Annotated in this window: 28 protein-coding genes and 3 pseudogenes; 20 read left to right on the forward strand and 11 right to left on the reverse strand. The window is 62.9% G+C overall.

Annotated elements, in window-relative coordinates:
• Positions 1-9: 9 nt before the first annotated feature.
• The 6 genes and pseudogenes from DPM13_RS26445 to DPM13_RS20330 all read left to right on the forward strand — a co-directional run.
• Positions 10-689 (forward strand): annotated as a pseudogene (locus tag DPM13_RS26445) (P-type conjugative transfer protein TrbL); the annotation flags it as partial.
• Positions 686-1302: pseudogene (gene trbF / locus DPM13_RS01285) on the forward strand (conjugal transfer protein TrbF); the annotation flags it as partial. The pseudogenes DPM13_RS26445 and trbF, both read left to right, overlap by 4 nt.
• Positions 1303-1370: 68 nt before the next feature.
• Entirely contained in the window at positions 1371-2369 is a 999-nt protein-coding gene (locus DPM13_RS01290) for a TrbG/VirB9 family P-type conjugative transfer protein (protein ID WP_449579240.1), read from the forward strand.
• Positions 2366-3493 carry a TrbI/VirB10 family protein gene (locus DPM13_RS01295; RefSeq protein WP_112887293.1) on the forward strand — a complete coding sequence of 376 codons (1128 nt, stop codon included), beginning with the start codon at positions 2366-2368 and terminating at the stop codon, positions 3491-3493. The genes DPM13_RS01290 and DPM13_RS01295 overlap by 4 nt, the downstream gene beginning before the upstream one ends.
• A gap of 2 nt (positions 3494-3495) precedes the next feature.
• The gene (locus tag DPM13_RS27595; protein ID WP_449579241.1) at positions 3496-3837 is read left to right on the forward strand and encodes a DUF2274 domain-containing protein; all 342 of its coding nucleotides are present in this window, start codon (positions 3496-3498) and stop codon (positions 3835-3837) included.
• 437 nt (positions 3838-4274) lie between these two features.
• The gene (locus DPM13_RS20330) at positions 4275-4418 is read left to right on the forward strand and encodes a hypothetical protein (RefSeq protein ID WP_189654800.1); all 144 of its coding nucleotides are present in this window, start codon (positions 4275-4277) and stop codon (positions 4416-4418) included.
• Between the two features lie 459 nt (positions 4419-4877).
• On the opposite strand, the gene DPM13_RS21820 is transcribed toward DPM13_RS20330, so the two are convergent.
• Positions 4878-5279 (reverse strand): hypothetical protein, encoded by a 402-nt coding sequence (locus DPM13_RS21820; RefSeq protein WP_223252270.1) that lies wholly within the window; start codon positions 5277-5279, stop codon positions 4878-4880.
• 156 nt (positions 5280-5435) lie between these two features.
• Between DPM13_RS21820 and DPM13_RS19560 the strand changes: the two genes are divergently transcribed.
• The 3 genes from DPM13_RS19560 to DPM13_RS20335 all read left to right on the forward strand — a co-directional run bounded on the left by DPM13_RS19560 (position 5436) and on the right by DPM13_RS20335 (position 6498).
• Positions 5436-5735 carry a hypothetical protein gene (locus tag DPM13_RS19560; RefSeq protein WP_145963296.1) on the forward strand — a complete coding sequence of 100 codons (300 nt, stop codon included), beginning with the start codon at positions 5436-5438 and terminating at the stop codon, positions 5733-5735.
• Positions 5736-5827: 92 nt separating this feature from the next.
• On the forward strand, positions 5828-6349 hold the full coding sequence (locus DPM13_RS19565; protein WP_145963297.1) for a hypothetical protein: 522 nt from the start codon (positions 5828-5830) through the stop codon (positions 6347-6349).
• Positions 6346-6498: a hypothetical protein gene (locus tag DPM13_RS20335; RefSeq protein ID WP_189654801.1), complete on the forward strand. Its 153-nt coding sequence runs from the start codon at positions 6346-6348 to the stop codon at positions 6496-6498. Before DPM13_RS19565 ends, DPM13_RS20335 begins: the two co-directional genes overlap by 4 nt.
• Positions 6499-7372: 874 nt before the next feature.
• On the opposite strand, the gene DPM13_RS01315 is transcribed toward DPM13_RS20335, so the two are convergent.
• Together DPM13_RS01315 and DPM13_RS01335 are read right to left on the reverse strand one after the other, a co-directional pair.
• Complete coding sequence (locus DPM13_RS01315; RefSeq protein WP_112887295.1) at positions 7373-7582, reverse strand: hypothetical protein; 210 nt, start codon at positions 7580-7582, stop codon at positions 7373-7375.
• Between the two features lie 1971 nt (positions 7583-9553).
• Positions 9554-10069 carry an ECF transporter S component gene (locus tag DPM13_RS01335; RefSeq protein ID WP_112887298.1) on the reverse strand — a complete coding sequence of 172 codons (516 nt, stop codon included), beginning with the start codon at positions 10067-10069 and terminating at the stop codon, positions 9554-9556.
• A gap of 172 nt (positions 10070-10241) precedes the next feature.
• Here DPM13_RS01335 and DPM13_RS01340 point away from each other — a divergent pair.
• Together DPM13_RS01340 and DPM13_RS19570 are read left to right on the forward strand one after the other, a co-directional pair.
• A pseudogene (locus DPM13_RS01340) lies at positions 10242-10352 on the forward strand (transposase); the annotation flags it as partial.
• 1541 nt (positions 10353-11893) lie between these two features.
• Positions 11894-12100, forward strand: coding sequence for a hypothetical protein (locus DPM13_RS19570; RefSeq protein ID WP_145963298.1), 207 nt, complete (start codon positions 11894-11896; stop codon positions 12098-12100).
• A gap of 245 nt (positions 12101-12345) precedes the next feature.
• Here DPM13_RS19570 and DPM13_RS01355 read toward each other — a convergent pair whose 3' ends face one another.
• Positions 12346-12534 carry a DUF3008 family protein gene (locus tag DPM13_RS01355; RefSeq protein WP_112887300.1) on the reverse strand — a complete coding sequence of 63 codons (189 nt, stop codon included), beginning with the start codon at positions 12532-12534 and terminating at the stop codon, positions 12346-12348.
• Here DPM13_RS01355 and DPM13_RS25600 point away from each other — a divergent pair.
• Positions 12507-12869: a DUF4147 domain-containing protein gene (locus DPM13_RS25600; RefSeq protein WP_112888669.1), complete on the forward strand. Its 363-nt coding sequence runs from the start codon at positions 12507-12509 to the stop codon at positions 12867-12869. The two genes, DPM13_RS01355 and DPM13_RS25600, sit on opposite strands and share 28 nt — an antisense overlap.
• Before the next feature lie 31 nt (positions 12870-12900).
• Here the strand turns inward: DPM13_RS25600 and DPM13_RS25605 are convergent, their stop codons facing one another.
• The 6 genes from DPM13_RS25605 to DPM13_RS26455 form a co-directional block, all read right to left on the reverse strand.
• A complete protein-coding gene (locus tag DPM13_RS25605) occupies positions 12901-13146 on the reverse strand; it encodes an HAD family hydrolase (protein WP_317616358.1) in 246 nt (81 codons plus the stop codon).
• Between the two features lie 227 nt (positions 13147-13373).
• Positions 13374-13652, reverse strand: a complete 279-nt coding sequence (locus DPM13_RS26450) for a DUF1330 domain-containing protein (protein WP_189654803.1) — start codon at positions 13650-13652, stop codon at positions 13374-13376.
• Positions 13624-13749 carry a hypothetical protein gene (locus DPM13_RS24650; protein WP_262983380.1) on the reverse strand — a complete coding sequence of 42 codons (126 nt, stop codon included), beginning with the start codon at positions 13747-13749 and terminating at the stop codon, positions 13624-13626. Before DPM13_RS24650 ends, DPM13_RS26450 begins: the two co-directional genes overlap by 29 nt.
• The gene (locus tag DPM13_RS01375) at positions 13746-14120 is read right to left on the reverse strand and encodes a hypothetical protein (protein ID WP_112887303.1); all 375 of its coding nucleotides are present in this window, start codon (positions 14118-14120) and stop codon (positions 13746-13748) included. The genes DPM13_RS24650 and DPM13_RS01375 overlap by 4 nt, the downstream gene beginning before the upstream one ends.
• 192 nt (positions 14121-14312) lie before the next feature.
• On the reverse strand, positions 14313-14633 hold the full coding sequence (locus DPM13_RS20340; RefSeq protein ID WP_189654804.1) for a hypothetical protein: 321 nt from the start codon (positions 14631-14633) through the stop codon (positions 14313-14315).
• Between the two features lie 521 nt (positions 14634-15154).
• Complete coding sequence (locus tag DPM13_RS26455) at positions 15155-15298, reverse strand: heavy-metal-associated domain-containing protein (protein WP_223252271.1); 144 nt, start codon at positions 15296-15298, stop codon at positions 15155-15157.
• Between the two features lie 566 nt (positions 15299-15864).
• Between DPM13_RS26455 and DPM13_RS01390 the strand changes: the two genes are divergently transcribed.
• From DPM13_RS01390 to DPM13_RS01435, 8 genes are all read left to right on the forward strand, one after another.
• Positions 15865-16005 carry an ABC transporter ATP-binding protein C-terminal domain-containing protein gene (locus DPM13_RS01390; RefSeq protein WP_223252272.1) on the forward strand — a complete coding sequence of 47 codons (141 nt, stop codon included), beginning with the start codon at positions 15865-15867 and terminating at the stop codon, positions 16003-16005.
• Positions 16006-16692: 687 nt separating this feature from the next.
• On the forward strand, positions 16693-16950 hold the full coding sequence (locus DPM13_RS01395) for a multicopper oxidase domain-containing protein (RefSeq protein ID WP_317616359.1): 258 nt from the start codon (positions 16693-16695) through the stop codon (positions 16948-16950).
• 122 nt (positions 16951-17072) lie between these two features.
• On the forward strand, positions 17073-17288 hold the full coding sequence (locus DPM13_RS01400; protein ID WP_189654805.1) for a hypothetical protein: 216 nt from the start codon (positions 17073-17075) through the stop codon (positions 17286-17288).
• Positions 17289-17295: 7 nt separating this feature from the next.
• Positions 17296-17745 (forward strand): GIY-YIG nuclease family protein, encoded by a 450-nt coding sequence (locus tag DPM13_RS01405; RefSeq protein ID WP_112887304.1) that lies wholly within the window; start codon positions 17296-17298, stop codon positions 17743-17745.
• A 674-nt stretch (positions 17746-18419) separates the two neighbouring features.
• Positions 18420-18836 carry an ATP-binding cassette domain-containing protein gene (locus tag DPM13_RS01410; RefSeq protein WP_262983230.1) on the forward strand — a complete coding sequence of 139 codons (417 nt, stop codon included), beginning with the start codon at positions 18420-18422 and terminating at the stop codon, positions 18834-18836.
• A 1404-nt stretch (positions 18837-20240) separates the two neighbouring features.
• Positions 20241-20492 (forward strand): Gfo/Idh/MocA family oxidoreductase, encoded by a 252-nt coding sequence (locus DPM13_RS21840; RefSeq protein WP_223252273.1) that lies wholly within the window; start codon positions 20241-20243, stop codon positions 20490-20492.
• Between the two features lie 878 nt (positions 20493-21370).
• Positions 21371-21631: a hypothetical protein gene (locus DPM13_RS20345; protein WP_189654806.1), complete on the forward strand. Its 261-nt coding sequence runs from the start codon at positions 21371-21373 to the stop codon at positions 21629-21631.
• Between the two features lie 342 nt (positions 21632-21973).
• Positions 21974-22237, forward strand: coding sequence for an HAD family hydrolase (locus DPM13_RS01435; RefSeq protein ID WP_223252274.1), 264 nt, complete (start codon positions 21974-21976; stop codon positions 22235-22237).
• A gap of 1205 nt (positions 22238-23442) precedes the next feature.
• Here DPM13_RS01435 and DPM13_RS20350 read toward each other — a convergent pair.
• Positions 23443-23682 carry a hypothetical protein gene (locus DPM13_RS20350; protein ID WP_189654807.1) on the reverse strand — a complete coding sequence of 80 codons (240 nt, stop codon included), beginning with the start codon at positions 23680-23682 and terminating at the stop codon, positions 23443-23445.
• Position 23683: the final 1 nt, after the last annotated feature.

Genomic DNA, 23683 nt, shown 5'->3' on the forward strand with positions numbered 1-23683 from the left:
CAGAACCTGGAGTTCACCGCCGGCTTCGGCGGGGCGACCCCGACCATCGACGACGCCATGGCGATTGTGCTGGCAGCCCTGTCGCTGCTCGGCCTCGGCATCTTCGGCCCCGGCATCGCCAACGGCATCGTCTCTGGCGGCCCGCAACTCGGCGCGGGCGCGGCCGTGGGAACCGGCCTTGCCGTCGGCGGTGCAGCGGTCGCTGCCGGTGGTGCGGCCATGCTCGCCGCGCGGGGGGGCGGTGCCACACTCACGGGCGGCGCAGCTCGTGCACGCGGCGGGGCGTCAGCCGCCGGCGCAGCATCGCAGCCTATACCGTTGGCGCGCTCGGTCAGACCGGCGCGGCCGGTGTCGCTTCCGGTCTTGGCGGTGTCGCACGCGCCGCAGGCTCGGCGGCCGTCTCGCCCTTGAAACGCGCCGTCTCCAATGCGCCGAACTCGTAAAGCCCATGCTTTCCGTCCGCGCCGCCAATGCCGGATTTGCGGCGGCCGGCATGGAAGCCCTGCATGGCCTCGAAATTCTCCCGGTTGATATAGGTCCTCGCCGCAGATGTCCACCGGCCTGGGCGCAGCAGATGCGCCGCGGCGGGCCATGAACCACGGCGACACGATGGCCGCCCATGCGGTCCGGTCCGGCGACAGCCACGGTGCCGGTTCCTCATCAACCTTTCCGAAAGTGACCGCTCATGAACATCTTCAAACGACCAGCGACCCATTACGGCAAATCGCCGGAACCCGAGACGCCCTATCAGAAGGCCGCGCAGGCATGGGACGAGCGTATCGGCTCGGCCCGCGTGCAGGCGAGGAACTGGCGGCTCATGGCCTTCGGCTCCCTGATCCTTTTGGCCGGCTTCGCCTCGGCGCTGGTCTGGCAGTCCGCACGCGGGACCGTGGTGCCGTGGGTGGTGCAGGTCGATAATCTAGGACAGGCGCAGACCGTCGCGCCCGCCAACGCCGACTATCGGCCGACCGATCCGCAGATTGCGTTCCATCTCGGCCGATTCATCGAGCAGGTGCGCGCGATCCCGGCCGACGCGATCATTGTCCGCCAGAACTGGCTCAGGGCCTATGACTGGACCACCGACCGCGGCGCCGCCGCCCTCAACGACTATGCCCGCGCCAACGACCCTTTCACACGGTCGGCCGCCAGCAAGTCGCCGTCGAGGTGTCGAGCGTCATCCGGGCGTCCCCCAACAGCTTCCGCGTCGCGTGGACGGAACGCCATTTCGAGAACGGCCAGCTTTCCAGCACGGAACGATGGACGGCCATCCTCACCATCGTCATCCAGCCGCCGCGCGACGCCGAGCGTCTGCGCGCCAATCCGCTTGGAATCTACGTCAATGCAATTTCGTGGTCGCGGGAGATGAGCCAATGAAGACGATCACCCGCACCCCCACAATCGCGGCCGTGCTGTTTTCGGCCAACATGCTCGCAGGCTGCGCCACCAACCGGACGCCGCAATTCAGCTACGATGCCAGCGTGCCGTCGCTGCCGACCGTGCAGGCGGCAGCAGCCGACAACACGCCCCAGCCGTTGCATGTGCCCCCGGCATGGACCGTCGCGCGCGGCGGCACGGCTGCCGGCACGCCGACCGGTCGCGTCGAGAACGCCAATGCAGCCGCTCGCGTCGAGCCGCGCCGCGAAGGTTACTACAACGCCATCCAGATATATCCGTGGTCGGAAGGTGCGCTCTATCAGGTCTATGCGGCGGTCGGGCAGATCACGACGATCGCGCTGGAGCCGGGCGAGAGCCTGACAGGCGCGGGGCCGATTGCGGCGGGCGACACCGCCCGCTGGGTCATCGGCGATACGGAATCCGGTTCGGGCGCAAACCGCCGTGTCCATATCCTCGTGAAGCCGACACGGCCGGACATTTCCACCAACCTTGTCGTCACCACCGACCGGCGCACCTACATGATCGAGCTGCGCGCGCGGGAATCGCTCTACATGCCGGCCGTGGCATGGGCCTATCCCGCGCTGCAGCAGGGCAGCCGCCAGACCGTCGCCGGCGGCGCCGATCATCCCGGCCGAGGCTGCTCGGAACTATCGCTATGGCTTGCAGGTGCAGGGCGACAGCCCGCCATGGCGGCCGGTTTCCGTCTTCGACGATGGACGCCGCGTCTATGTCGTCTTTCCGGCCGGGATCGTGCAGGGCGAGATGCCGCCGATCTTCGTGCTCGGCTCCGATGGCGAGCCGCAGATCGTCAATTCCCGCACCCATCAAAACGTCCTGATCGTGGACCGCCTGTTCGGCGCGGCCGAGCTGCGCCTTGGCAGCGGCAACCGCCAGCAGGTCGTCAGGATCGTCCGCACCGAGCCGAGACAGGCCGCACCCAGCCGGCCAGCGTGACCGGAGGCTCCCCCTCATGAGCGACACCAATACTGCCGCCCCCATGCGCCTGCGCGCCGAGCCGCCCCGCGTCACCCGCCTGTCCCGCAAGATGCTGGCAGGCGTCGGCGCTGTCGCCTTGCTCGGCATAGGCGGCGCGCTGATCTACGCGCTCCAGACCCGCGATGCAGGGCCGGGAGGGGACGAACTCTATTCAACCGAAAATCGATCCACGGCGGACGGCCTTGCCGGTTTGCCGCGCGACTATACCGGGCCAGTGCTCGGCCCCGCGCTGCCGGGCGACCTCGGCCGCCCGATCCTCGACGCGCAGAACCGTGGGCAGCCGGTAGCGCCGCCCGTCATGACGACGCCTGCCGTCGATCCCGAGGAAGAACGCCGCCGCGCCGAGGAAGAAGCCGCGCGCTTGAGCAATGTGTTCTTCCAGTCCGGCCCGCGCACGGGATCGCCAGCCGGAACCGCCATGCCCGGCCTTGCCGGTCTTGGCCTTGGCGGGCAGCCCGCGACACAGGATCGCCACGCGGCGTTTCTCAATGGGCCGGTGGACCGGCAGACCGTCGCGCCGGATCGCGTCGCGCCGCCGGCCTCGCCCTACATCCTTCAGGCCGGGGCCGTAATCCCCGCAGCGCTCATCACCGGAATCCGTTCGGACCTGCCGGGCCAGATCACGGCGCAGGTCACGGAAAACGTCTATGACAGCCCGACCGGCTCGCTGCTGCTGATCCCGCAGGGCACGCGCATCATCGGCCAATACGATGACGGCGTGACCTTCGGCCAGCGCAGGGTGCTCTTGGTATGGAACCGCCTGATCCTGCCGGGCGGACGTTCCATCGTTCTGGAGCGCCTGCCGGGCGCGGATGCCAGCGGCTACGCCGGCCTTGAGGATGGTGTCGATTATCATTGGTGGGATCTGATGAAGGCCGCAGGGTTGTCCACGCTGCTCGCGGTCGGCACGGAGCTGGCGACCAGCGACGAGGACCGGCTGATCCGGGCCATCCGAGACGGGGCACAGGATACCGTCAATCAGGCAGGCCAGCAGATCGTGCAGCGCCAGTTACAGGTCGCGCCGACGCTGACCATCCGGCCCGGTTTTCCGGTCAGGATCATCGTCACCCGCGACCTTGTGTTCGAGCCGACAGGAGGTTGACCATGACCAAGCTGAAACTCGGCCCGCTCCCCGACGACAAGCCCGTGAAGGTCACGCTGGAGCTGCCCGCGCCGCTTCAACCGCGATCTGGTCGACTATGCCAAGGTGCTGGCCCGGGATGCGCGGCCAGCCCGTCGGCGCGGCGTGGCTGTGGGCCGAGTGCGGGCGGTGAGTTCATGGATGCGTTCATCGCGAGGGCGACGTCGATCGCCCCAGCTGCGAGCCGGCCAGACGACTCATATGTCCGGTCGCAGGGTGTCCAAGAAGGTCTGCAATGCGGGATTGTCGTTCTCTGGATGCCAGCAGGCGATATAGCCGATCGGCGGCGTTGGGTCCGTATGTGATGCCTGGAAAGCCGGCCTCGATCATGGGCTCGCTTATCGCGTCAGGGCCTATCGCCACCAGCGGCATAGTATCGACCGACTCGTTGAACCGGACGCGTTATGCCGCTCGTAAGGCGGAAGAAGCGCTTAGCAGATGGCAGGATCTATGGCCGGCGCGGCTTCGCAGGACGGAATGCGTGTCGCCATGATCGACTTGGACCCTCAGCGCAGCCTTAGGGGCTGGTGGGAGGGCAGGGACGCTGAATGGCCGCGGACCACAGAGGCGCCCGTCGCATCCAGGCCAATCCCGGTCCCGGCAGGAAGGCGAGGTCGAGGCGGAACTGGGCGGCCCCTTGTTCGAGCGGCTCGCCGTCGATCAGTCCGCTGCACGTCTGTATGAGACCGACCATAGCTTGCCAGCAGCTTTGTCAAGACGCCCGACAGCGATGGACGAATAGATGCCGATCCGCATCGTCCCTGCTCGGATCGGCCTGCCCGGCGAGTCAGTGAGCGACCATAACGGCACCGTCTTGATAGCCCACGCGCACAAGCACGAAACGCTGCCCCGCAAAGTCAACGACACGCCCAATGCGAGCCGATGAAAAAGGGACGCGCCCATCCGACCGCGAGATCGGCGATGCACGGGCTGTTGCGCGATTGCCATAGCAAAGAACTCCATGCCATTCGGAAGCAAGCCATGTTCGGCAGCGGCCATGTGTCGCGCAGGTGGCGACCTTCGATGGAGTCAGGGCACTTGGCGGTCTCCTGCGATCCGAGGGCCGCCGTCCGGATCATATGCACTCGGACCATAGGCAAGCCAACTGTCACTCTCCGATTGACGACCATTCACCCAGATGACGAGAGGTTCGCGCGTAGAAGGTCATAGCCGATCACACAACATTTGATAAGAATAGGTATATTTGCATGAAAAGGAAGATAATCGAGTTTAAACAATGACAAGCAGATCGCAGAACGGTACGTCGTCACGAGCCTCCTGTTCTTCTGGATGTTATTGGATCGTGGCATGACGGAGTAAAGCGGTGGCGTGAGCGGGATATACTTTAGGCTAGGCCTATCAGATCAGCTTCTGTGTCACTGCGATTGCGACGGCATGTGAAAGCCCCATTTTCCAGAGGACTCAAATCAAGCGAGCACCACCATGTCGATTCGGGTTTCCGAGCCGAGACCAAGCGTATGACATGACGACCCAAAGCTCCAGCCGAGAAAATTCCGTAAGCCGCGGCAAATCGACACGCCGCCGCGGTCGAGACGATCGCCGCCGGGTCCAGCCGGATGTTCAGCCGGTCGAACAGTTCCTGGGTCTGGCGGTTCATCCGGCCGTGGTCGACCAGGCCGAAGGCGCCCCTGGGCTCGCGCCGGATCCAGATGTTTTCGGCCACCGTCATGGAGTTCATCAGCAGAAGTTCCTGGTGGATCCCGCGGCATTGCAGCGCAACGAGCATCCGCGGGCAGGGATATGATCCCCTGGCCGAGATTCCCCAACGTCGAAGGCGTCGGCATTGCCCTGTGACGCTGCGACACGACCCGTGGTCCTAGAGTGCTGGTCGGGCCCACAGGTGCAAAATCTGTCTGTCCGATAGAGTTAACAGTAAGGCTGCATGTTTTCATTCGGATTCTATGCCTGCAAGCGGAAACGACGCAACGGCAAGTTCATCGAGCGACTCCCACGTGATCTATCGCACCGGCCCCAACGCCTTCATGGTGAACCTATCGGCGGCGGCCCGATCTGGGTGACGACACGATCGCCGTGGCCGATTGGCGCGACCGCCAACGAAGGAAAATCGAAGCGCAACAATCCTTATTTCCTTTTTCATCATCTTGCCTCCATGAGCGCGGAGGCCGTCGGCGGCGTGATCTTGGGCTCGCTAGCGCTGCTTGCGCGTGACCGGCCCATCTGACCGACGCAATCGCGCTCGGCCTCGCCGATGTCGCCTTCCGCCTCGGTTGGCGAGGGGGACATCCAGCGCACCTTCGGCGATGCGCGCTTCAGGTGATCGCCGGCCTGGCAACGTCTTACGTTGTCGGCATCGTCGGCTGTATCGTCTATGAGGCTATCAACGGTTCAACTATGACCCCATTACGTCCCCGCCGAGGAAGTGCGCGAGACTTTGATGAACGATCAACACTATTCCCATACGAATGGAATATTGCGGCGCAGATACAACACGACATGCGAAACGGCGGCCGCCTGCACGTTGCCAGGCCGGCACCGCTCGGCTCGGTGGGTGCGATCGTCGCCGCTGACGTCTCTGGAATACGGGTTGGACTCCTACCGACCCCATCCTGCGGATTCGTGTCGCTGCTGACCCTGCGCAGTGCATGGAGCATGTCGGGAACATCTCATTCCTGCTCGAAGGCGAACCTGACAACGCCGGTGCGACAAGATCTCCAGCTTCGCACAAGACTGTCAAGGATCAGCAGCGACGCCATGCCGGTCGCAGACCTCGCGGATACGGTGCTGGCGAAGCCAGCTGCCACCGATGGAACGGCAGTCTTCTTCGCAGCGTCTTGAAACAGGTCGAGGCCGAACTGACAACGCAGTTCAAAATCGAACACCCGACGATCGGCATCGACTGGGACGGAATAGCCAGAAGCACCTTGCAGGAGCCGAACACCGCGGCCTATCCCATGCGGGTCATCGCACTGATCGGCCGCGCCTGACGGTCACTCAGTTGATCGAGAGAGGTGCGACATGACTTGGCAGTGTCCTACTCCCGGCTAAACTGACGGCGGCCGGTTCACCTTCCGCCTGCTGGGTGATCCCAGCACGCTGAAGATTCTCACTGCATGCGAAGACGGTCTCGAAATCCGTGACCGATATTTGCGAGTCGATGGAGCTTTCGCAGTCCCTCGTCAGCCATCTACCAGAGTCTTCTTCGTCGCGCGCGCCTGGTGACCCGTATTGCTGCCCACTGCGCGGCTTGAGCATGTCGCCCGAAGCATCGGTGACGTTCTGCGGCTGGAAGATCTCGGTATAGCTGGCATAGGGAAGGCGACCCAAAACGCGACATCATCGGTCCTCGTTCTTGAGCAGCTTCGAATGGCCTGTGACACTAAATGTCGATCTTGGTAGGGCGCAAGCGCAAAGCGTTGGCAATGACGCTGACCGAAGAGAGCGCCATCGCCGTGCGGCAAGCGCCGGTGACTACAGCAGCCCCATCACGGGATACAGTTACCTCGGTCGCGCATTTCTCGGCACGCCTCCGAGTTGAAGCGCCTTGGCACAGCAGACGAGGCTCCTGCAGCAAATATGCGCATTGTCGCACCCGACAGTCGACGCCATTCACGATCACCAATAGTCACCGCCTAGCAGCGAAACGCCCGCGGATTCCATGGCGACATCCGTTCCACCGCCCATCGCTATGCCGACATCGGCAGCCGCAAGCGCTACGCCGTCATTCACCCCATCGCCCGCCATGGCGACGATCGGCCTTCCTTGTGAAGACGTGTAACAACGTCGCTCTTGCGTTCTGCAAGCACGGTCCACAGGTCGGGGACGTCCCCGAAAAAGACGAACCCCCACGGATCGCAAAGATCATGCAGCGTATGCCGTCGTTTCGGAGGGCCTCCGCGCTGCCGGCGAGAGGTCGTCGGGTTCGGCGACGTCAAAGACCGCGCGGCGGCCTGGCCCGTCGATGGCGACCAGATCGTGAAAGAAGTTCAGGCCCGCGTCATAGCGCCGGACATAGTCCATCAGCGCCCGGCGTATGCCTTCAGCCCCAAAAGCATGCCGCCCGATCAGCACGCGCTGCCGGCGATGTTGCCGAGCACAGCCCGTCCTTGCGCAGGAAATTGACGTCCGAGGGTTCCGACAGTGCGAGCTGCGTCTAGACCGCCGCACGGACAATAGCCTGTGCAATCGGATGTTCGCTCGACGTTCAAGGCTCGCCGCGGCTTGAAGAAGTTCCGTCTCGCTCCGCCCATCGACCGGAACGAGGCAGTGACGGCCGTGGCTCACCTCCGATAAACGTGCTGGACTTGTCGACCACTAGGGTATCGACAATTGCCGCAGCGTCGCGCCTACCGTGCCATAGGGCAGCAACTCGCGGGCGATGGTGGCGTGGGAGCCCCGCCTGATCCGGGTCGGGGCGTCGTCGGGCCCGACATCCGAGAACAGAAACAGCATCAGCAACGCGCGGCCACTGCAAGCCTACAGGTACCGCGGGCCAAAAAGGGTGCCAAGTCCCAGCATCAGCAAGAATACGCCGGCAACGATGACCAGTGGACGAACCAGCCGGACACCTGGTCTGCTAAGCGCTGGATCGGGGCGCGGGACCGCTGCGCCTGCGCCACCATCCGGACGATCTGCGAAGCACGGCCGCGACCAATGCGAGCCGCATCCATGACCGAGCGCCGATTGATCGATGGCCCGGCAATGAGCTTCCACCCGGCCTGGTCGTGACCGGCATCGCACCGGATTCCGCGACCGCCTTCGAGATGATCCGTCAGCGACCCGCCCCGGAACTGGCCGTTCTGGACGTGAACTTGTCGCCGAGGCATTGCTCGGCCGCCACCTCCTCGTCGGTGCCATCTGGCCGGATACGTCGGGCTGTCTTCGGAGCCAGGCCAAGAAGCGCCGTCAGCGCGCCCGAGGTCTGTTCGCGTGCGCGTAGCTCCCGCACTTGGCCGAGCAGCGCCAGCCCGTGATCACCGCGGCCGCCTCGAAGTAAACCGCAACGGTGTCTCCCATCATCCGCGCCGTTTCCGGGAAGAGTCGGGCGCGAGCGTTGCCACCACAGCCGTCCACGGCCAGGCAGCATCCTTACGCCCAGCCCAACGGCGTCCACATAGCCGACCGCAACCCGTATCAGCACAGCGGGACACCCCAAGCAGCGCCCGAACAGCAACGGCGCAGCCCCCAACGGCCAGCCTGCCACGTCTGCCATACAAATCCGCGAACCAACGCTCATAGGCGCGCAACCGGAACTGCTAACAATGCAAACGAGCGCGTGACGCAGGGCAGCCGGGTCCCTCCTCCCGGGGCGACCGCCAGCATCGACAGCAGCTCCTCCGGGCAGCACCCACCCGAACCGTCGAGTCATGTTGCCAGCCGCACTGCGCCCGGTTTCGGCCGTCGGCATTCCGGGTTCCAGCCGCCATCACGCAGATCGGGCATGTCCGGACCGACCTGACGGATCTGGGGGTGCATCGGACGAAAGATCGTGCCCACCGGCACTACCGCTGCCATGATCCAGGTTCGAGGCCACCTGCACATATTTGCCCGGATTGTCCATGAACTTCAGGGACTGGCAGTTCTCGACCTGAAATAATACTGATCCGGCGCCCTGGTATTGGGCTCGGTGCTTAGCCGTTGTGGGGTCCACGGACATCCCACAAACGGGGTCCTTCACAGTATCGCTTGCCTCCGCAGTCGCGGTGTGATGGCCCGATCCGCCACCGTGCCCCTTGTTATGGGCATGGGCGGCGCCTTGATGATGACTTGCCCAGACGCGCACGTGAAACATCAAGGCTAAGTCCTCCGCTTCCCATAGCAAATACAGGGACAGGCCAGGTTGACCGCATGCGAACCAAGTCCCAGACGACATCGTTCAGCCGGCTAGAAAAAGCCTGCATTTGCTCGAGCTCGCGACACTAGGCAGAAATCAATATATTGACACGAACGCCAGCAAGCGCGCGACCGACAGGTTGGCCACACTGCCCATGCAAGGGGCTCCCGACGTGATGGGTACCTGCATCGCCAGAGGAAAACTGGCGGTCATCGATCATGCTTGGGATCGAGCGCACCAAAATGATCCCAGCTGTAAGGACGGTCAACAAGCACATCGGGACAATATGCACGATGCGGACCGGAAACATGCCCGGCATCGTCGCCAGCATGAAGATGCGCCATAGGCGGCCACATGCTTATCGCCGAAAAGCCGGTCAGGATCTGCCAGGTCGGCCCGGTCAGGATCACGAAAAGCAGCAGCACGACCGCCAGGATCATGTTGATCCACATCGGACAGGCGCTTGACCCCTTTCTCGACGCCCAGCACCACCGAGCCGTGTGGCGCCGGCAGGTGATCGCCGCCTGCCACCAGGTTCGGAACAGCCCCGCACGGGCAAGCAGGCCCGCCGCAATGCCGATCATCATGGCGACCGGCGCGAAGAAGGCCGCAGTGGGCCCTTGCAGCAGCCCCCACAGCAGGTTGGTCAGCAACCCGGTCAGCCCGCCGATCACCGGCCCGGCCAGCACCGCCGCCAGCACGGTCCCGACGGAATCGAGACCCACAGCAGGGCCCGGAGATCATCAGGACGCCGGCGACCCCCTGGCCGCGCAAGGGTGATGTAGGCATATCGGACCCATCGCTGCGCCAGAAGGACGTAGTTCAGGAACATGGCGCGAAGCCTTCCACGATCCTTCAGTTTCTGACGGGCATGAAGGCTTGATCTGTATCCTGTGACGGTTTCGTACGGGATCGCCGTGGTCCGAGGTTCCCGAACGCTATGGTCCGCCGACAACCTGCGACAATCGCTTCGGTCGCTGGCGGAAAGCCGGTGTCTGGGATCGTCTGCTCGCAACGGCATGGCTCTGCCGCCAGCGAAACCCCGTCAGCGCAGCGTCCGCCGACCGACTTGCCGCCGATGAAGACCGCCGGACTGGTCGTTCAGACATGCCGATGCTTTGACCTTCAGCCGTCCGCCTCGGCGCAGGTCGCAGATGGTGATCGTCAACCCGTCGCCTCCCGATCTGAAAACGGCAGATCAAGGAGCGCTTGAAAACCGGAGGGGCAGGTATGGTTTTCCAGCGCGGCATCAGGAAAATTCGGCAGCCCGTCTTCACCGACGGAACGCTCTGACGTGTCAATGGACGATCTAATGTTTCCTTTGGAGCACGTCCACCCAGGCACCGAATTGCGCGCTGAAGGTCTGCATCGCCCGATGCGATCGCCTCCTCGAGCAACTGGCGGTGCGATGAACACCTGAACTTCACGTTCGAGAGCGCGGCTTTAACCGCGTGGCTGATGGTAAAAAACGGAGCGCGTCCGCGACAGCAGGCTGCATTCGCGACCTGCCAGGCGATCCTGTTGAGCGACAGGATGATCTGCTTGGAATTTTTGTTGTTCTCATCTCAGCCGGGCCTGGCCGGTATGCGGTGTACTGGAGATCGCGATTAGTAGCCACAAGTGTAGGTCCGCAAAACCCAAGACACACACAACCAGCCCAATAAAGCCGTGAGAGGTCCAATGGACGGTACGGGAACAGACCGGCGCAACATCACCGCCTTACTGCCGCGCAGGCGCTCGGAGGATCGAGCGCGCCGATCGTCATGCCGCTCGGCGGCCTGGTCGGCCAGCAGCTTGCCGACCTCGTTCGTGCGCGCCGGTCAGGCCTTCGATCTCGGCCACGTCGGCACGCTGCCCTGCCGCTTCGGCAAAAGCAGAGCCGACAGCGTCCAGTTGGCGATGTCCAGCCAGTTGTCATCGCCTTGGCGGGACCATCGCGGCGTTTGGCATCTTCGATCGCGTTGCGACTGTTCTGCGTCGGCTGCTTGACCGCCGGCTCCGGTTTACGTCCAACCTATCGCATAGCTGCCGCCGATCCTGCCGAAGGCAGCTTCGAACGATCCAGCAACTCCTTCAGTCGTTCCTGCGACACGCGGCTGTAATCGGTGATCTCGTCATCGGATCAACGTCGACTCATACCACAGAACGGCCCTATGTCGGCACTTCCCAGCCACGACGGCGCTTCCGTTGTTGTCGATCCCGAGGCTGTTGATGCTGCGCACGCCGCAATCCGCTTCGCAATCCGCGTCGGAAAGCTCCGGCCGTTCCCTGATCCAGATCCTGATATCCGCTGGAATGGATGGCGACCGCCATCGAGCAGTCGGGCACGGCCCCTCATGGCTTTCGTGAGCGCACCGATCCCAATGGAATCCGGCCGCGGCGGTCGACAGCGTAGCACTCGGAACCCAGTGCTCTACTGGCAATGGTCGCGCAGCTTGTCACCGTCCGCCGCAAAACACGCTTCGGCAAGAGCATTTTCAATCAGCTTTTGTGCGCGAAGGATATATTCACCGACGCGACCATTCGGCAAATTCGCGCGATGCTGCGCGATGCTGATATACAGCCCCCTCGGCAACCCGCGCAAAGGATATGGCGGTCATTTGCTGCATCGGAGCGCCGGGCTGTCGGTCGACGTCTATACGCCGGGCGAGCGCGCCAAGGCGCAGGGCGCAAACGACTTCATGGTCGTCGGCACACCGCCAGCAGTCCCAATTCGTGGTGGCTGCGTCATGCACTTCCCGGGCGGGCGGCGTTGAACTGGTATGTTTCGCCGGAAGCCCGATCCTCGAGGCCGATGGGTGGCGGGAACCAGACTTGCGAACCCGTCCTGTACCGGCGGCAAGTGGACGCACCGGGTCAGATCTTTCATCTTTTCGCTCCTCGGGAGTATTTGTCCTGCGTGCCTATTTTAGCAACGCTGTTGACCGCGCCGGACCGAGGCCGGATCGAAAGATCTCATCGTCCTGATCGGTCTCAAGGCGCGTCCGCGATCTGGAAGCGGTCAGTCGCCCTTGTGCTCGGGCTTGCCCTTGCGCTTGGTGTGGGCCATGTCCTTCAGTTCCTGCTCGGTCATGGACTTCTCCATTTCCCTGGACGCGCCGCGCAGTTCGCTTTTGGGCGTGTCGCCTCGCGCGCCAGGGCTTGGGGTCGCCGATCTCGGCCATGAACACGGTGCGCAAGCATCTGTCATGCGTCAAGGGCGGCAGACTGGCCTTGGCGGCTTGGCCGGCGGGGGTAGTGACCGTTGTTCTGTCCGACATTCCGGGCAATAACCTGGCTGCTCGTTGTAGCGGATCAGGTGCTTTGGACGATCCTGAAGAACCTGCCGTCCAACCTTCCGGCAAGCATCTTCATCACGACCCATGTCCCTGCCCATGTCGACCGGTATTCTCTCCGCGACCCTCAGCAGCCGGAGCGCATTGCCGGGACGAAGACGCATCGCGGGCCATGGCGGCGGCGCCAACAGACCGGCGACGAGGTTCCGCGTTGGGAATGATAGCGATCTGGCGGCGACCGGGATCATAAACATCGTTCCGATGATGGCAGCCGGGACGCATCAGATCGATGTGACGATCGTCGCCTTGGACCGCGCGATGGCTTTCGGCACCCCGGTCAGGCTGCCCGACATCAGCACCACGTCGCCGCCCGATGGCGGTCCGGCCCGTGTCGATGGCGAGACCCACACCGCCTCGGCCAGCGCCGGAGCGTCGTTGATGCCGTCGCCGACGAAGGCGACCTTGCCATGCTCGGCCTTGAGCCGGCGGATCGAGTCGACCTTGGCGACCGGCAGCACCTCCGCCACCACCTCGTCGTGCCCTGGCGAGCTGCGATGACCTTGGCCGTGCGCTTGTTGTCCCGGTGATCATCGCGACTTCAGGCCGGTCGTGAATGCCATGATCGCCGCCGGCGTCGTCTCCCTGATCGGGTCGGCCAAGGCGATGCCGGCGCCAGCTTGCCGTCGATGCCGCAAGAGCGGCACCTGCCCTCGTTGCCCAGACGTTCGGCAACCTGGACGAAGCACCGCGACCGTCATGGCCTGCTCGACCATGTAGCGATCGGCGCCGATTCGATGCGGTTCCGTCGAACGGACTCACGCCGAAGCCGGAACTGCTTGAATCCGACGATGACGGGAGGGCAATGCCATCCGACCTCGGCCGCATCCACGATGGCGCTGGCCATCGCATGTTCCGACTTCGAGGCGCCCCAGGCCTTCGCCCTTTCGAAACTGTCGAAGCCGATGATGACCAGCCGCGAGGGCAGCCAGTCCCCTTGCCTTCGGTCAGCGCGCCGGTCTTGTCGACGGCACATGCGTCCATTGCGGCGGCAGCGCGTTCTCCCCCCGGAACAGCACGCCCACGTTGAAGGCATGGTTCCGCGAGGCATAGAAGTCGGTGTATTCCGTCACCCATCGGCAGGTGCATCCGTGTCAGCACGTGCGACGGCATTGACCAGCGGCAGGTCACGCAGGCGACGGGCCGAAATGGAGCCATGCAGCGAAGGTGAGGGCTGCGACGACAAGACCGCCGGCACGAGTTCTGTCCCGCGCGTCGACCAGCGCCTGGATCGGCGGCGACCGCTAGATGCTACGCGACGACGCGGATGACCAGCGCAGGAAGTGTTGCCGCCGACCGCATGGGCCAGATGGACCGCCGCCATGTTGTTGCCGCCGATCAGCTTGCCCTCGGCATCCAGGACACCGGGATCGGTCAGCCGGTGATATCGCCGTGACTTGGCGTCAGCCCGGATGACTTTCCATGGACCGGATACGAAGCGCAAGAGGGCATCCCCTAAGCGATGTCGCCGGACAGCACCGAATCATCGGCGCGACCGTCTTGCCGTCGCGGCGGACACGCGCGGTCTGGCCTGAAGTCCGCCAGACGATTGTCGCTGCCGAATCCCCCCAATGGTGCAGCGCGATGCAGTTGACGGCTCGACGGGGAAGAACAGCCCGTCCTTGCAGGAAATTGTTCAGCGTCCCACGGTCAGAAGGCAGGTGCCGTATTCCGACAGGTAGGCGGCCAGCGGCATCGAGTTCGTGAAGACGCGCAGGTTGCGATGTGCGATGCGGCAGCCGAAGTGAAAGCAGGTCGATCCGCCGTGGATCATGATGGCGGTGCCGCCCACGCCGCACCGCGTCGTCGGCCGACATGCGAGTCGACTTCGCATGCCGAAGATCCGGTTATGGGCCACCTGCCCATCCTGAAGGAACTCGTCCAGGCTGAAGACCGGCGCGGCCGGCACGTCCTGTTCGGCGAAGACGCGCAGCCAATGCTTCGTGTCCTTCTGCACGGCACGACATCGACCTCGCCGGCCCGCCCCGGCGCGAAGCGATCACCTTCGCCTCGTAGCCCGGGATCGCGATGCCGCGACGTGGCCGCAGCAGCGGCGGTTCCCGAGACGCCCTGATCGTGGCGATAGCGCAGCAGGATGTTCGCCGGCGCCCCGCGCAGAAAGGTCTTGAGCGCCTTTTCGCTGCGGATCGTCGGCAAGGCGAGGTGCCGGGCGGCCAGCACCAGCCGGCTTTCGGGCTGGTCGAAATGCCGAAACCGCGTAGCCTGCGTCCGCCACGGCCTTCCGACGACCGCTCGGTCCATCAGCGCCACTCCGTAATGCGACATGCTCGATAGACGTTCACCACGGCGATTGGCATCGGCAGCGTTGCGCAGTTCTGATTGGCCTTTTCCACCCGCCCCACACAAGAGCGCAGGTCAATGCCATCGATCGGAGTTTACCGGAGAGTTTGTGGTTCACTGAATTTGGCTGGCACTTTATCGGCAGCATTTTCGACGGCCTTGACGTGCGCAATGCGCTCAACCGTGTCGTTCGTCGTGATGCTGGCCTTCTCGGTCGCCTGATTGCGCCGCTTGGCGACGCGGGACGGCCTTCAGGGCTCTCTCGACACGGCCGACGCAGGATGCGCAGGTCATCCCTCGATAGGCGGGAAATCGCTGCATTCATCTTGTCCCAGCTCGAAGCTGTCCTGGTCATGAACGCTCATTATTTCCTCCGGTACTGCTAGACGCTTCCAACAACCTGCGGAGTCAATTAAAAATTCCTTTTCGTTTCCTCTACACCCTGATACCTGCGCGGATCACGCCCAACATGCGGCATGCGAACGCGAGACCCAAAGGCGAAGCTCAGGGAAGCTGAAGAGCGAAGGCAAAAAATCGCGGATGCCGTCAGCGCCGCACGCGAAATGGCAGAAACAGGCGTCGATCCGACCGCCCCCGACCCGCCCCGCCCAGGGTTGCCGCAAAGGCCGCCAGAGATCCAGAGGCTGCGCGGCGGTAAAACCGTAATGTTTTGCATTGTCCCCGGCACGCACAAGAGCAAGATCATGCATGTTCCGAAAGGAGTCCATCCTGTCCCACCTCCGTCGCTTGACGGCCATTTCCCAATCATCGTCAAGCCAACTGAAGCTCGGATACATGAGCCCGTATCTGCCGGGGTATTCGATGCCGGCTCCGGAACGCCATCCACGAGGCTCACATCGGCGCCATTACGCGTATGCACGAACGGCATGACCGTCCTGATCGTCGAGCACGACATCGACTTCATGATGGGGCTTTGCGACCGGATCGTGGTGCTGGACCACGGCGTCAAGATCGCCGAGGGCGTGCCCTCGGAAGTGCAATCCGATGAAAAGGTCATTGAGGCCTAAGACGATGACCCACGTCTGTGCAGGAATGGCTCGCCGCGCGCGGCCAGTGACGCTGTATGTAGGAACCGCCGCGGTGCGTCAGCAATGATGCGCGGCGGCGGTCTGCGACATATAAGATTCATCCAGCCAAGGATGCGCGGAATGTTGTCTGACAAGGAGTATTGACGCCGAAGCGACGTCTGCTCATCGCAGTGCGATGATCTTCTCCTCGACACGAGTGCCGTCGGCTCTGCCGGCGCACGGCGCCCGCATGGCCACCGTAACCCCTCAGCGGTATATGGTCCCCCATCCAAAAACACGAAGACGCCGGATGGCACGGAATACCCTCTCCCGAGACTTCGGAATTGATACAGAGATTGGTACGGATTTATTCGACCAGCTGTTTGCCGCTTCGCTATGCTCTGGCATGGGTTTTATGTCAGGCAGCCGTGCGATTCAGCTATCTCGCCCTTGGCGTTATCATAGGCCTCAGCGGGCGTCAGCAACCCATGCGATGAACGCCCTCCCAATCCCAGTCTCGCTGAAAACCAGTGACTGAAAAAGGCAGACTCATATTCTGGAAATGCATGATAAATACAGATTTACAAAGAAAAGCTCGAAAAACACTTACTTACCGGCGGCTTTCTTGCCGCAAGCGCTGCCACGTCTGTTCACCAGCGAGAGCTTATCTGTCACATGAAACGATATGTGGTCTACACCCGCGTCAGCACCGCCGAGCAGGGCAAAAGCGGCCTCGGCTTGGAAGGCCAGAAGCGCGACATTGCGATCTTCCTAGAGCGCTTCTCAGAGGAACCCTACGAGATCATTGCCGATGTGCCGACCCTCATCCATTGGCATGGCCAGATCCCGCCCAACGAGCAGGATGGCGTCCCGGATCTGCCACAGCCGATGCTGCAACCCGACGAAACGCGCTCCTATGACTACGAGCCGCTCCCCGGCACATGACAGGATGCACGCGCACATCCCGCTCCACTAGATGCACCTCATCGCCGCGCCGCTGATCGTGCTGCAGCCCCGACGACTCGGTCGGGATCGCGCGGCACGAGATTTGCAGCCATGACGACAGGATGCAGACCCATTCCGAAGAGGTCATGCGGGCCGCCATCATCCGGGCGGTCGGCAAGGAGTTCGATTTCGAGATCCTCTCCTTGCTGCCCTGGGTCCGCCGTCAGCTGGTCGCGGACAGTTACGGCACCAAGCGGATTTTCCTGGCCGGGGATGGCCAGCTGGTACTCCGGCGAGGGCATGTGGCCGCATCACCATTTCCATTCCGAAGCCCATGAGATCATCATGGTCACCGCGGGCACGCACAAGGGCAAGTTCGGCGGCCATGACGGCCGGGAAGCCACGCTTCATGGGCGACGGGTGTGCTTCTGCGAGACTCGGCATTCTTTGGCCAAGCCAAAGCTGGTGATCCTCGGCGGCATGATCGCGATAGCGCCGATGGGCGATCCCAACGCCTCGATCTCGACCCCGCAGCCGGTGCATTACCGGCCGATGTACGGCCTTTACGGACGGGCGCTGGCTTCGACGGGTGTGACCTTGTCACGCCCGGCGCGACGTGGAAGATCCCGGCGCTCGGCGAAGCGGTGCGCCTGCGACGACATCGACCTGTCGTTCGCGGAGCTTGAAGCCCTGGTAAGCAACAGCCGCCCTGACTGGAAGGCCGCTCTCGAAAGCATCAAGGGCATCTACCTCATCACCGACACAAGGACCGGCAAGCGCTATGTCGGATCATGAAGCCCCTCATTGCAAAGACGGGCGAGCGGTCGAGATAATGGTTTCACAATATGTCGATGATGGGGCATCGATGCATCGCCCGGACAGGTCTTCCAGGTCGTGGACACCAACGGCAAGCGCTTCGATGGGGCACGGCGCGACACCGACTCTGTGCCTCCGATGGCCTGGTGACCGTCGCGCTCGACGCCGGGTGTTCGGCGCGCTGGATGCGGCGCTGCCGAGGGAAAGCAACTGATGCAGTATTTCCTGCGCCGGATGCTGATCTCGGTCGCCACCGTGACATGATGCGCAAGCCTGCGCCGCGATTCTTCGCATCGCAGCTACCGGCTGATTTCATTCAACGCCCACTGCCGTCGGCCCATCCGGGTGAACGGCGTGAACTATGTCGATGTCGAGACAAGCGGGCTTGCCGATGCCATTGCCATCGCCGCATCAACCATCGGGGGCGGGCCTGCGACAAGGCTTTGACCAGGCGAAGGCCGCGAGATCCTCGGCCACCGCGACGGTCGCGAACCCGTGCCGATGGGGGGTACCTGTTATCGGACAAGACAGCCGTAAAGCTGAGTTGTTGTGGCGGTCCGCCAGGGCTCGAAATGCTCGACGAGAAAGCCCGGCGCCGCGGGCGGCATGTAGGCGGCGTCGACGCTTCTGCCGCGCGCAGGGCGCTGGACCGTGTGGACCTGGCCATCCGCCCCGGCGAATGCCTGGGGCTGGTCGGCCACAACGGGGCGGGAAAATCGACCCTGGTGAACCTTGTCACCGGCCTTTTCGCGCCTTCGGACGGGCGTGTGGTCTATCCCGGTGCCGACGGTCCCCTGCAGGCCGGCGTCCGTGCCATTTCCCAGGAAGGCACGCTCTGCCCGAACCTGACGTGGGAAAACCTGTCCGTCGTGCAGCGCAATTCCCCGAGCCGCCAGCAGCGCCAGCTCGTGCCAGCCATCGCGCCGGACCTGATCGGGGTCGCGGCGGGTGCCACCGTAACCGCGGGGCGTGAAGCGCATCATCGTCATCGTCTTGCAGGCCATCGTCATCTCCTGTCGTTCTGGGCGTCGCGCGGGTGCCAGGATCAGGCCGTCGGCCAACCCTGCTGACCAGCGACAATGCTGACCAGTGACCAATGGGGCTAGTGTCCGATGCCCGAGCCGCAGCGGCCGCAGACTGCTGACGTAGCCGCTCGACCTGATCCGGCGTCAGTTGCTGGCCCTGCGGACCCCAGATGAATGGCTGAAACATCCGATCCCTTTCTCAGCGATCCGCTTGCGGCGGTAAAGGTAGAGCCTTGACGAGTCCCGTCGTGGTATGGAAAGAGTTTATCTCTGGGTTGTCGCCGTATCATTTTAATGCGATGGCGACCCTGGCCCCCCTTGACGTGTTCTCGATGGGGCAGTCTTCGGCGAAAAAAGCATTACCCGACGCCCTCAGAGTTACGCTCCTCTGGCGCGCCTGCAGGGCCAGCCCAATGCTTGAGTGCATGGCAGTCTGGGCAGGTCGGCGTCGTATAGATGAGGATGTGTGGCTCACGGAGGCGGTTGGCAAAACGAACCTTACCCAATCTAGACATCCCAGGCTTATAGCGGATTTCCGATATGCGCGTCCAGATATCAGAATCTCCGGGCTCTTCCGCGATGCTGGATTGCCGTCAGCACCCAGCGGTTCTGATGGGCCATCTGGTACTGCGGCCCAGAGGTGCTGGTATCGCCTGCCAAGGCGCCGATCGACTGATAGCGATATCGCACGCCATTCGGTTTTGCGACGAAAAATTCAGCTACGCCAACAAACTTGATGCGGATGATCTGAGAGTAGTCGCAACAGATCATGGCGCAGGTAGCTCGGACTGACGCATAATCTCGTGCCCGTCGACGTCGCCATCAAACGGATGTGCAATCGCGTCCAAGTCACCGAAATCGAAGATGCTGCAGTTGTCGAGATGCTGGAAAATCCAGCGCCTGGCCTCCTCTTGGCTTACCTGATTGTCCCAGAACCCTGAGACAGCGCTTTCCTCTCGCAAGTGCTGAACGATCCTGGCGGAAAGCTCTGCCAGGCATCTCGCATCCTTCTGGCGTCATTGCCTGAGCGCATGCCCAGTCCGATTGGTGAGATCGAGACACTTTCTTGACGTTGATGCCCCAGCCTTCACGGTCGAGCAGGACGTGAACGCGTCGATCAATACCGAACCCGCGTCTCAACAGATCTTCCCGAGATCGCCGACGAGTTCTCGGTTCTCCACGAGACGGCACGCATATGTCCGCGGTCGGGCGAGCGACGGTTCTTCGCTACGGCGGTGCGTCTTTCATATCGGACGTGCCGCTGTGCCTGGCATGACATCCCCTCGTCGATCCAGTCGGTGTATTCGGGCAGGCCCCACCGCGTGGTGAAGTAGCCTTCCGGGGTTTTCCTTAGATCTTCGACGTTCATGACTTTTCCTTTCTTCAATCGGCAAAGACCACGGTGCGATCACCATGATGAGATTGCGAAACGAATTTCGGGAGGAACTCATGACAGGAATCGCTGTCCTCGGCACCGGCCGCATCGGCCGCATGCACGCGGAAAACATCGCTGCCCATCCGCGCGCTCGGCTCGCGGGCGTCTATGACATTCACACGCAGGCCCGGCATTCCACCCAGTTCCCGCAATGGAGCCAGATGATCCTCGGGAACGGCCTCGCCATGGGCACGATCACGGCGGCGCTGGTCAACGCGATGTTCCAGCTGACCGCCCCGCGTTCCACCGAAAAGGAGCTTGCCTGATGCCCGTCTCGCGCACAGACCGACTTCCGTCATTTGGTCACGAGGCGGGTCGCTTTCGCTGGTTTACCTTTTCCACGCCGTTGTTACATATTGCGCCCTGCCAAGACCAGTATTTGTGTTCACATGTCCGATATCACGACCGAAATGCGCCCACCCCAGACGCCCGCCGTCCAACCTCGCCGCCCCGCACGGCCAGCTGAGCCTCGCTTCGGGGCACCACGCAGCAAATTCCTCGTTCGACGTCGCCAGGACTTCGCCCGCTTCGTCGCCAGCCATGCGCAGATCCGCTCGGCCTTCTCGGTTTCGGGGGATGCAGTCATCGGCCTCGGTCGGTGGGTTGGCCGATTTCGTCCATCGCCCATTTCGTCCATCGCCATCTAAGCCAAGCGCGAGTTGCTCCGCGGGCGGCAACCTGGCCGCTCGTGTCGAGACGCTATGATCAAGCGAGCAGACGCAATTTTTCGTCGCAAAACCGAATGGCGTGTCAGTCGATCGGCGCCTTGGCAGGCGATACCAGCACCTCTGGGCCGCAGTACCAGATGGCCCATCAGAACCGCTGGGTGCTGACGGAAACGCTCTGGCGGCATAAAGAAACAGCTCTGGCGGCTCAACAAATATTGTGACGTTGCATCCCGAAGCGTTTCACGCGGCACGCCAATACCGCGACTTTGGGAAGATGTACGATTCGTTCGAGGCGACGGCGGGAACGGCTGCCGGCCGACCGACACCCATGGCCCAACCGATCCCTGTCGAGCGGATCTCGACCGGATAGAGCACCGCCGACAGGCCATACCGAAGCCGTTGAAGCCGCCATTGGTCAGGAATCCGGCGCAAAAGGCCGCCGCCGCAGACGACTGCGCTTTGCGCTGGAAAGGCTTTTGTCCGGCACCCTGTTCGCCCGGCTTTCCGAATGGGTCGGCCTTGCGATCCCGCTGGTGACGGCTGCGCTGATCGTCCAGATATTTGCCGCCAATATCGGCACCATCTCCGGGCATCTTGGTGCTTTCGCGGTGATCCTGATCGCGATCTCCCTGCGCGCTCGTTCTCTCGACGCCTGCGGCGATCGCCTCGGGCCTTGCCTCGGCACAGCTGCGGCCTGTATGTGGAGACGGATTATTGAGCGCGCAGCGTCAAGGTGATTGCTTCGCTTCTGACGGACCGGGACGCTGACTGGGGCAACCGCGCGTCCGTACGGTGGCCTCGGCAAGATCGTGGAGCAGCAAGTCATCGCATTGGCGCGCACCAATAAGATGCGTTCCAGCCATCCGCTTCAAGGCGACATCAACCGACCAGAGGCACGCACTTAGCGGTACCACCTGCTCAGGATCTCTGCGCGGCCGAGAAGGCAATCGCTGCGACGGGTCGGGCGCCGCCTGCCAGTCGGATACCCAGCCATGCCGCGAGACTGGTAGCGATCGGGAAGCACGAGAGAGCGCAATCGAAGAGCTCGAAGATCGCGGCACATCGTTGCCGCCTCTTTGATGAGGGGACGCGGGGAAGCAATCGGCCTGATCGCCTTGCGCGACGAACCGCGGCGAGACGCGCCCGAGGGGATTGCCCGGCTCAAAGCGATGGGCGTTCGTTCCGTGATGCTGACCGGCGACAATCGGCGCACCGCTCAGGCGATCGCCAAGGGTCTGGTATCGAATGCAGCGCCGAGCTTCTGCCGCAGGACAAGCTCGGCGCGTCGCCCAGATAGGCGACCGGGTTCACCCGAAAGCCGTGGATCGCGTGCCCCAGCATGAAGGCCACCAGCCCGTCGGGATCGCCGATGTTCATGCGGTTCAGCACCACGAGGCCCCCGAACGGGACGCCGCCCTGCTGAAGCAGCTCGATCCCACGCATCAGCGCCGGAAAGCTGGCCTTGCCGTTCACCATGGCCCGCCCGCTGTTCTGCGCTTTGGCTCTTGAAGGGGCTGAATCGTCATGTCAGATTCTTCCCCACAACAGACAGACCACGGCACCACCGACCTGTTGACTACCCCGGCCAATGGTGGACGGGTTTACCTAGAGCAAGAGAGCAAGATGACGACGACGAACGTGGCCTATATCCCCGATACGGCTTTTGAGAAACTGATCCCACGTCGAAGGCCGTGGCCAACTTGACGCGCGACATTCCCGGTCGAGAACCAATCCTAGCAACGGCGAACATCGCGCTCGGAAAACCCTGCCTGAACCGGCAGATTCAGACGCGATCATGGAAGAGGCGCGCGTCCATACGGCGCTTGCGCCTATGTCCGCGACAGATTCCAACGATCCCGATGCGTGGCGATCCCTCCCAGAATTCTGCGCAATTCGGCGCTTTTGACGCAAGAGGCTAATCCTGACGGGATCATCTATCCCGCCTATTCGCCGGGCTCGAGATCTCGGGCTGCACTATCCCACCGCGCAACAAGCATCCAGCTATACGATGCTAGCTCGACTGTCATCGAAAACGCCTTTCGAAGAAACATTAATCACGATAAACAGCAGCTCGCTGTCAGATCGCAAAGACAGGCTATGCGACTGCAACGAAATAAATTATCTAAAGCGGGTCGCCGAAGGCGAGAGCGATGGGGACGACGCGCCCTATTGCTGCAGCACGGCGACAGATCATGCGGATAAGCCCCTCCACTAGCCTCGAAACGACAGGAGGTATGGAGTTGAGATACCTTTATTCCAATCTGGATAGGGCGGCGCGTCGTCGTGGGGGCGGGCCCGCCCGGCCTGATGCCCGCGACCGCTGTCCCGCCCGATCCGGGGACGACGTAACGATCATCGAGAAGCACCAGGACTTCCTTGACGAGATTTTCGCGGCGATACCACCCAGCCTTCGACAATCGAAGCAATCGCACGAGCTTCGCTATCACGAACGAACTTCAGCCACGACAACGCCAACAGTAAATAGACCAATTCAGTTACCACGCTCAGATCGAAGGACGCCAAGGTCACAGATCAAATGACACATTCTTCAAACTGCCAAAAACGTGTCAAGTTCATCGCCATATGGCCTGGCCAATCCACTCACCTGAATTTTCTGGTGCGGGCGCCAGGCGAGTTTCCGCGCTTCCGCTGGGCGCTGAAGCCCTATGTCTCGACCTCGCGCTTTCGACCCGGACGAGCCGTCGGGTGAAATCGAGAGCGACCGACTCAGGTGCTGGATGCCAAAGACCGACAGCGTGCGCGCCCGCAATTCCTGCGCCAGCAGCATC

This window comes from Paracoccus mutanolyticus (assembly GCF_003285265.1).
GTDB classification, from domain to species: domain Bacteria; phylum Pseudomonadota; class Alphaproteobacteria; order Rhodobacterales; family Rhodobacteraceae; genus Paracoccus; species Paracoccus yeei.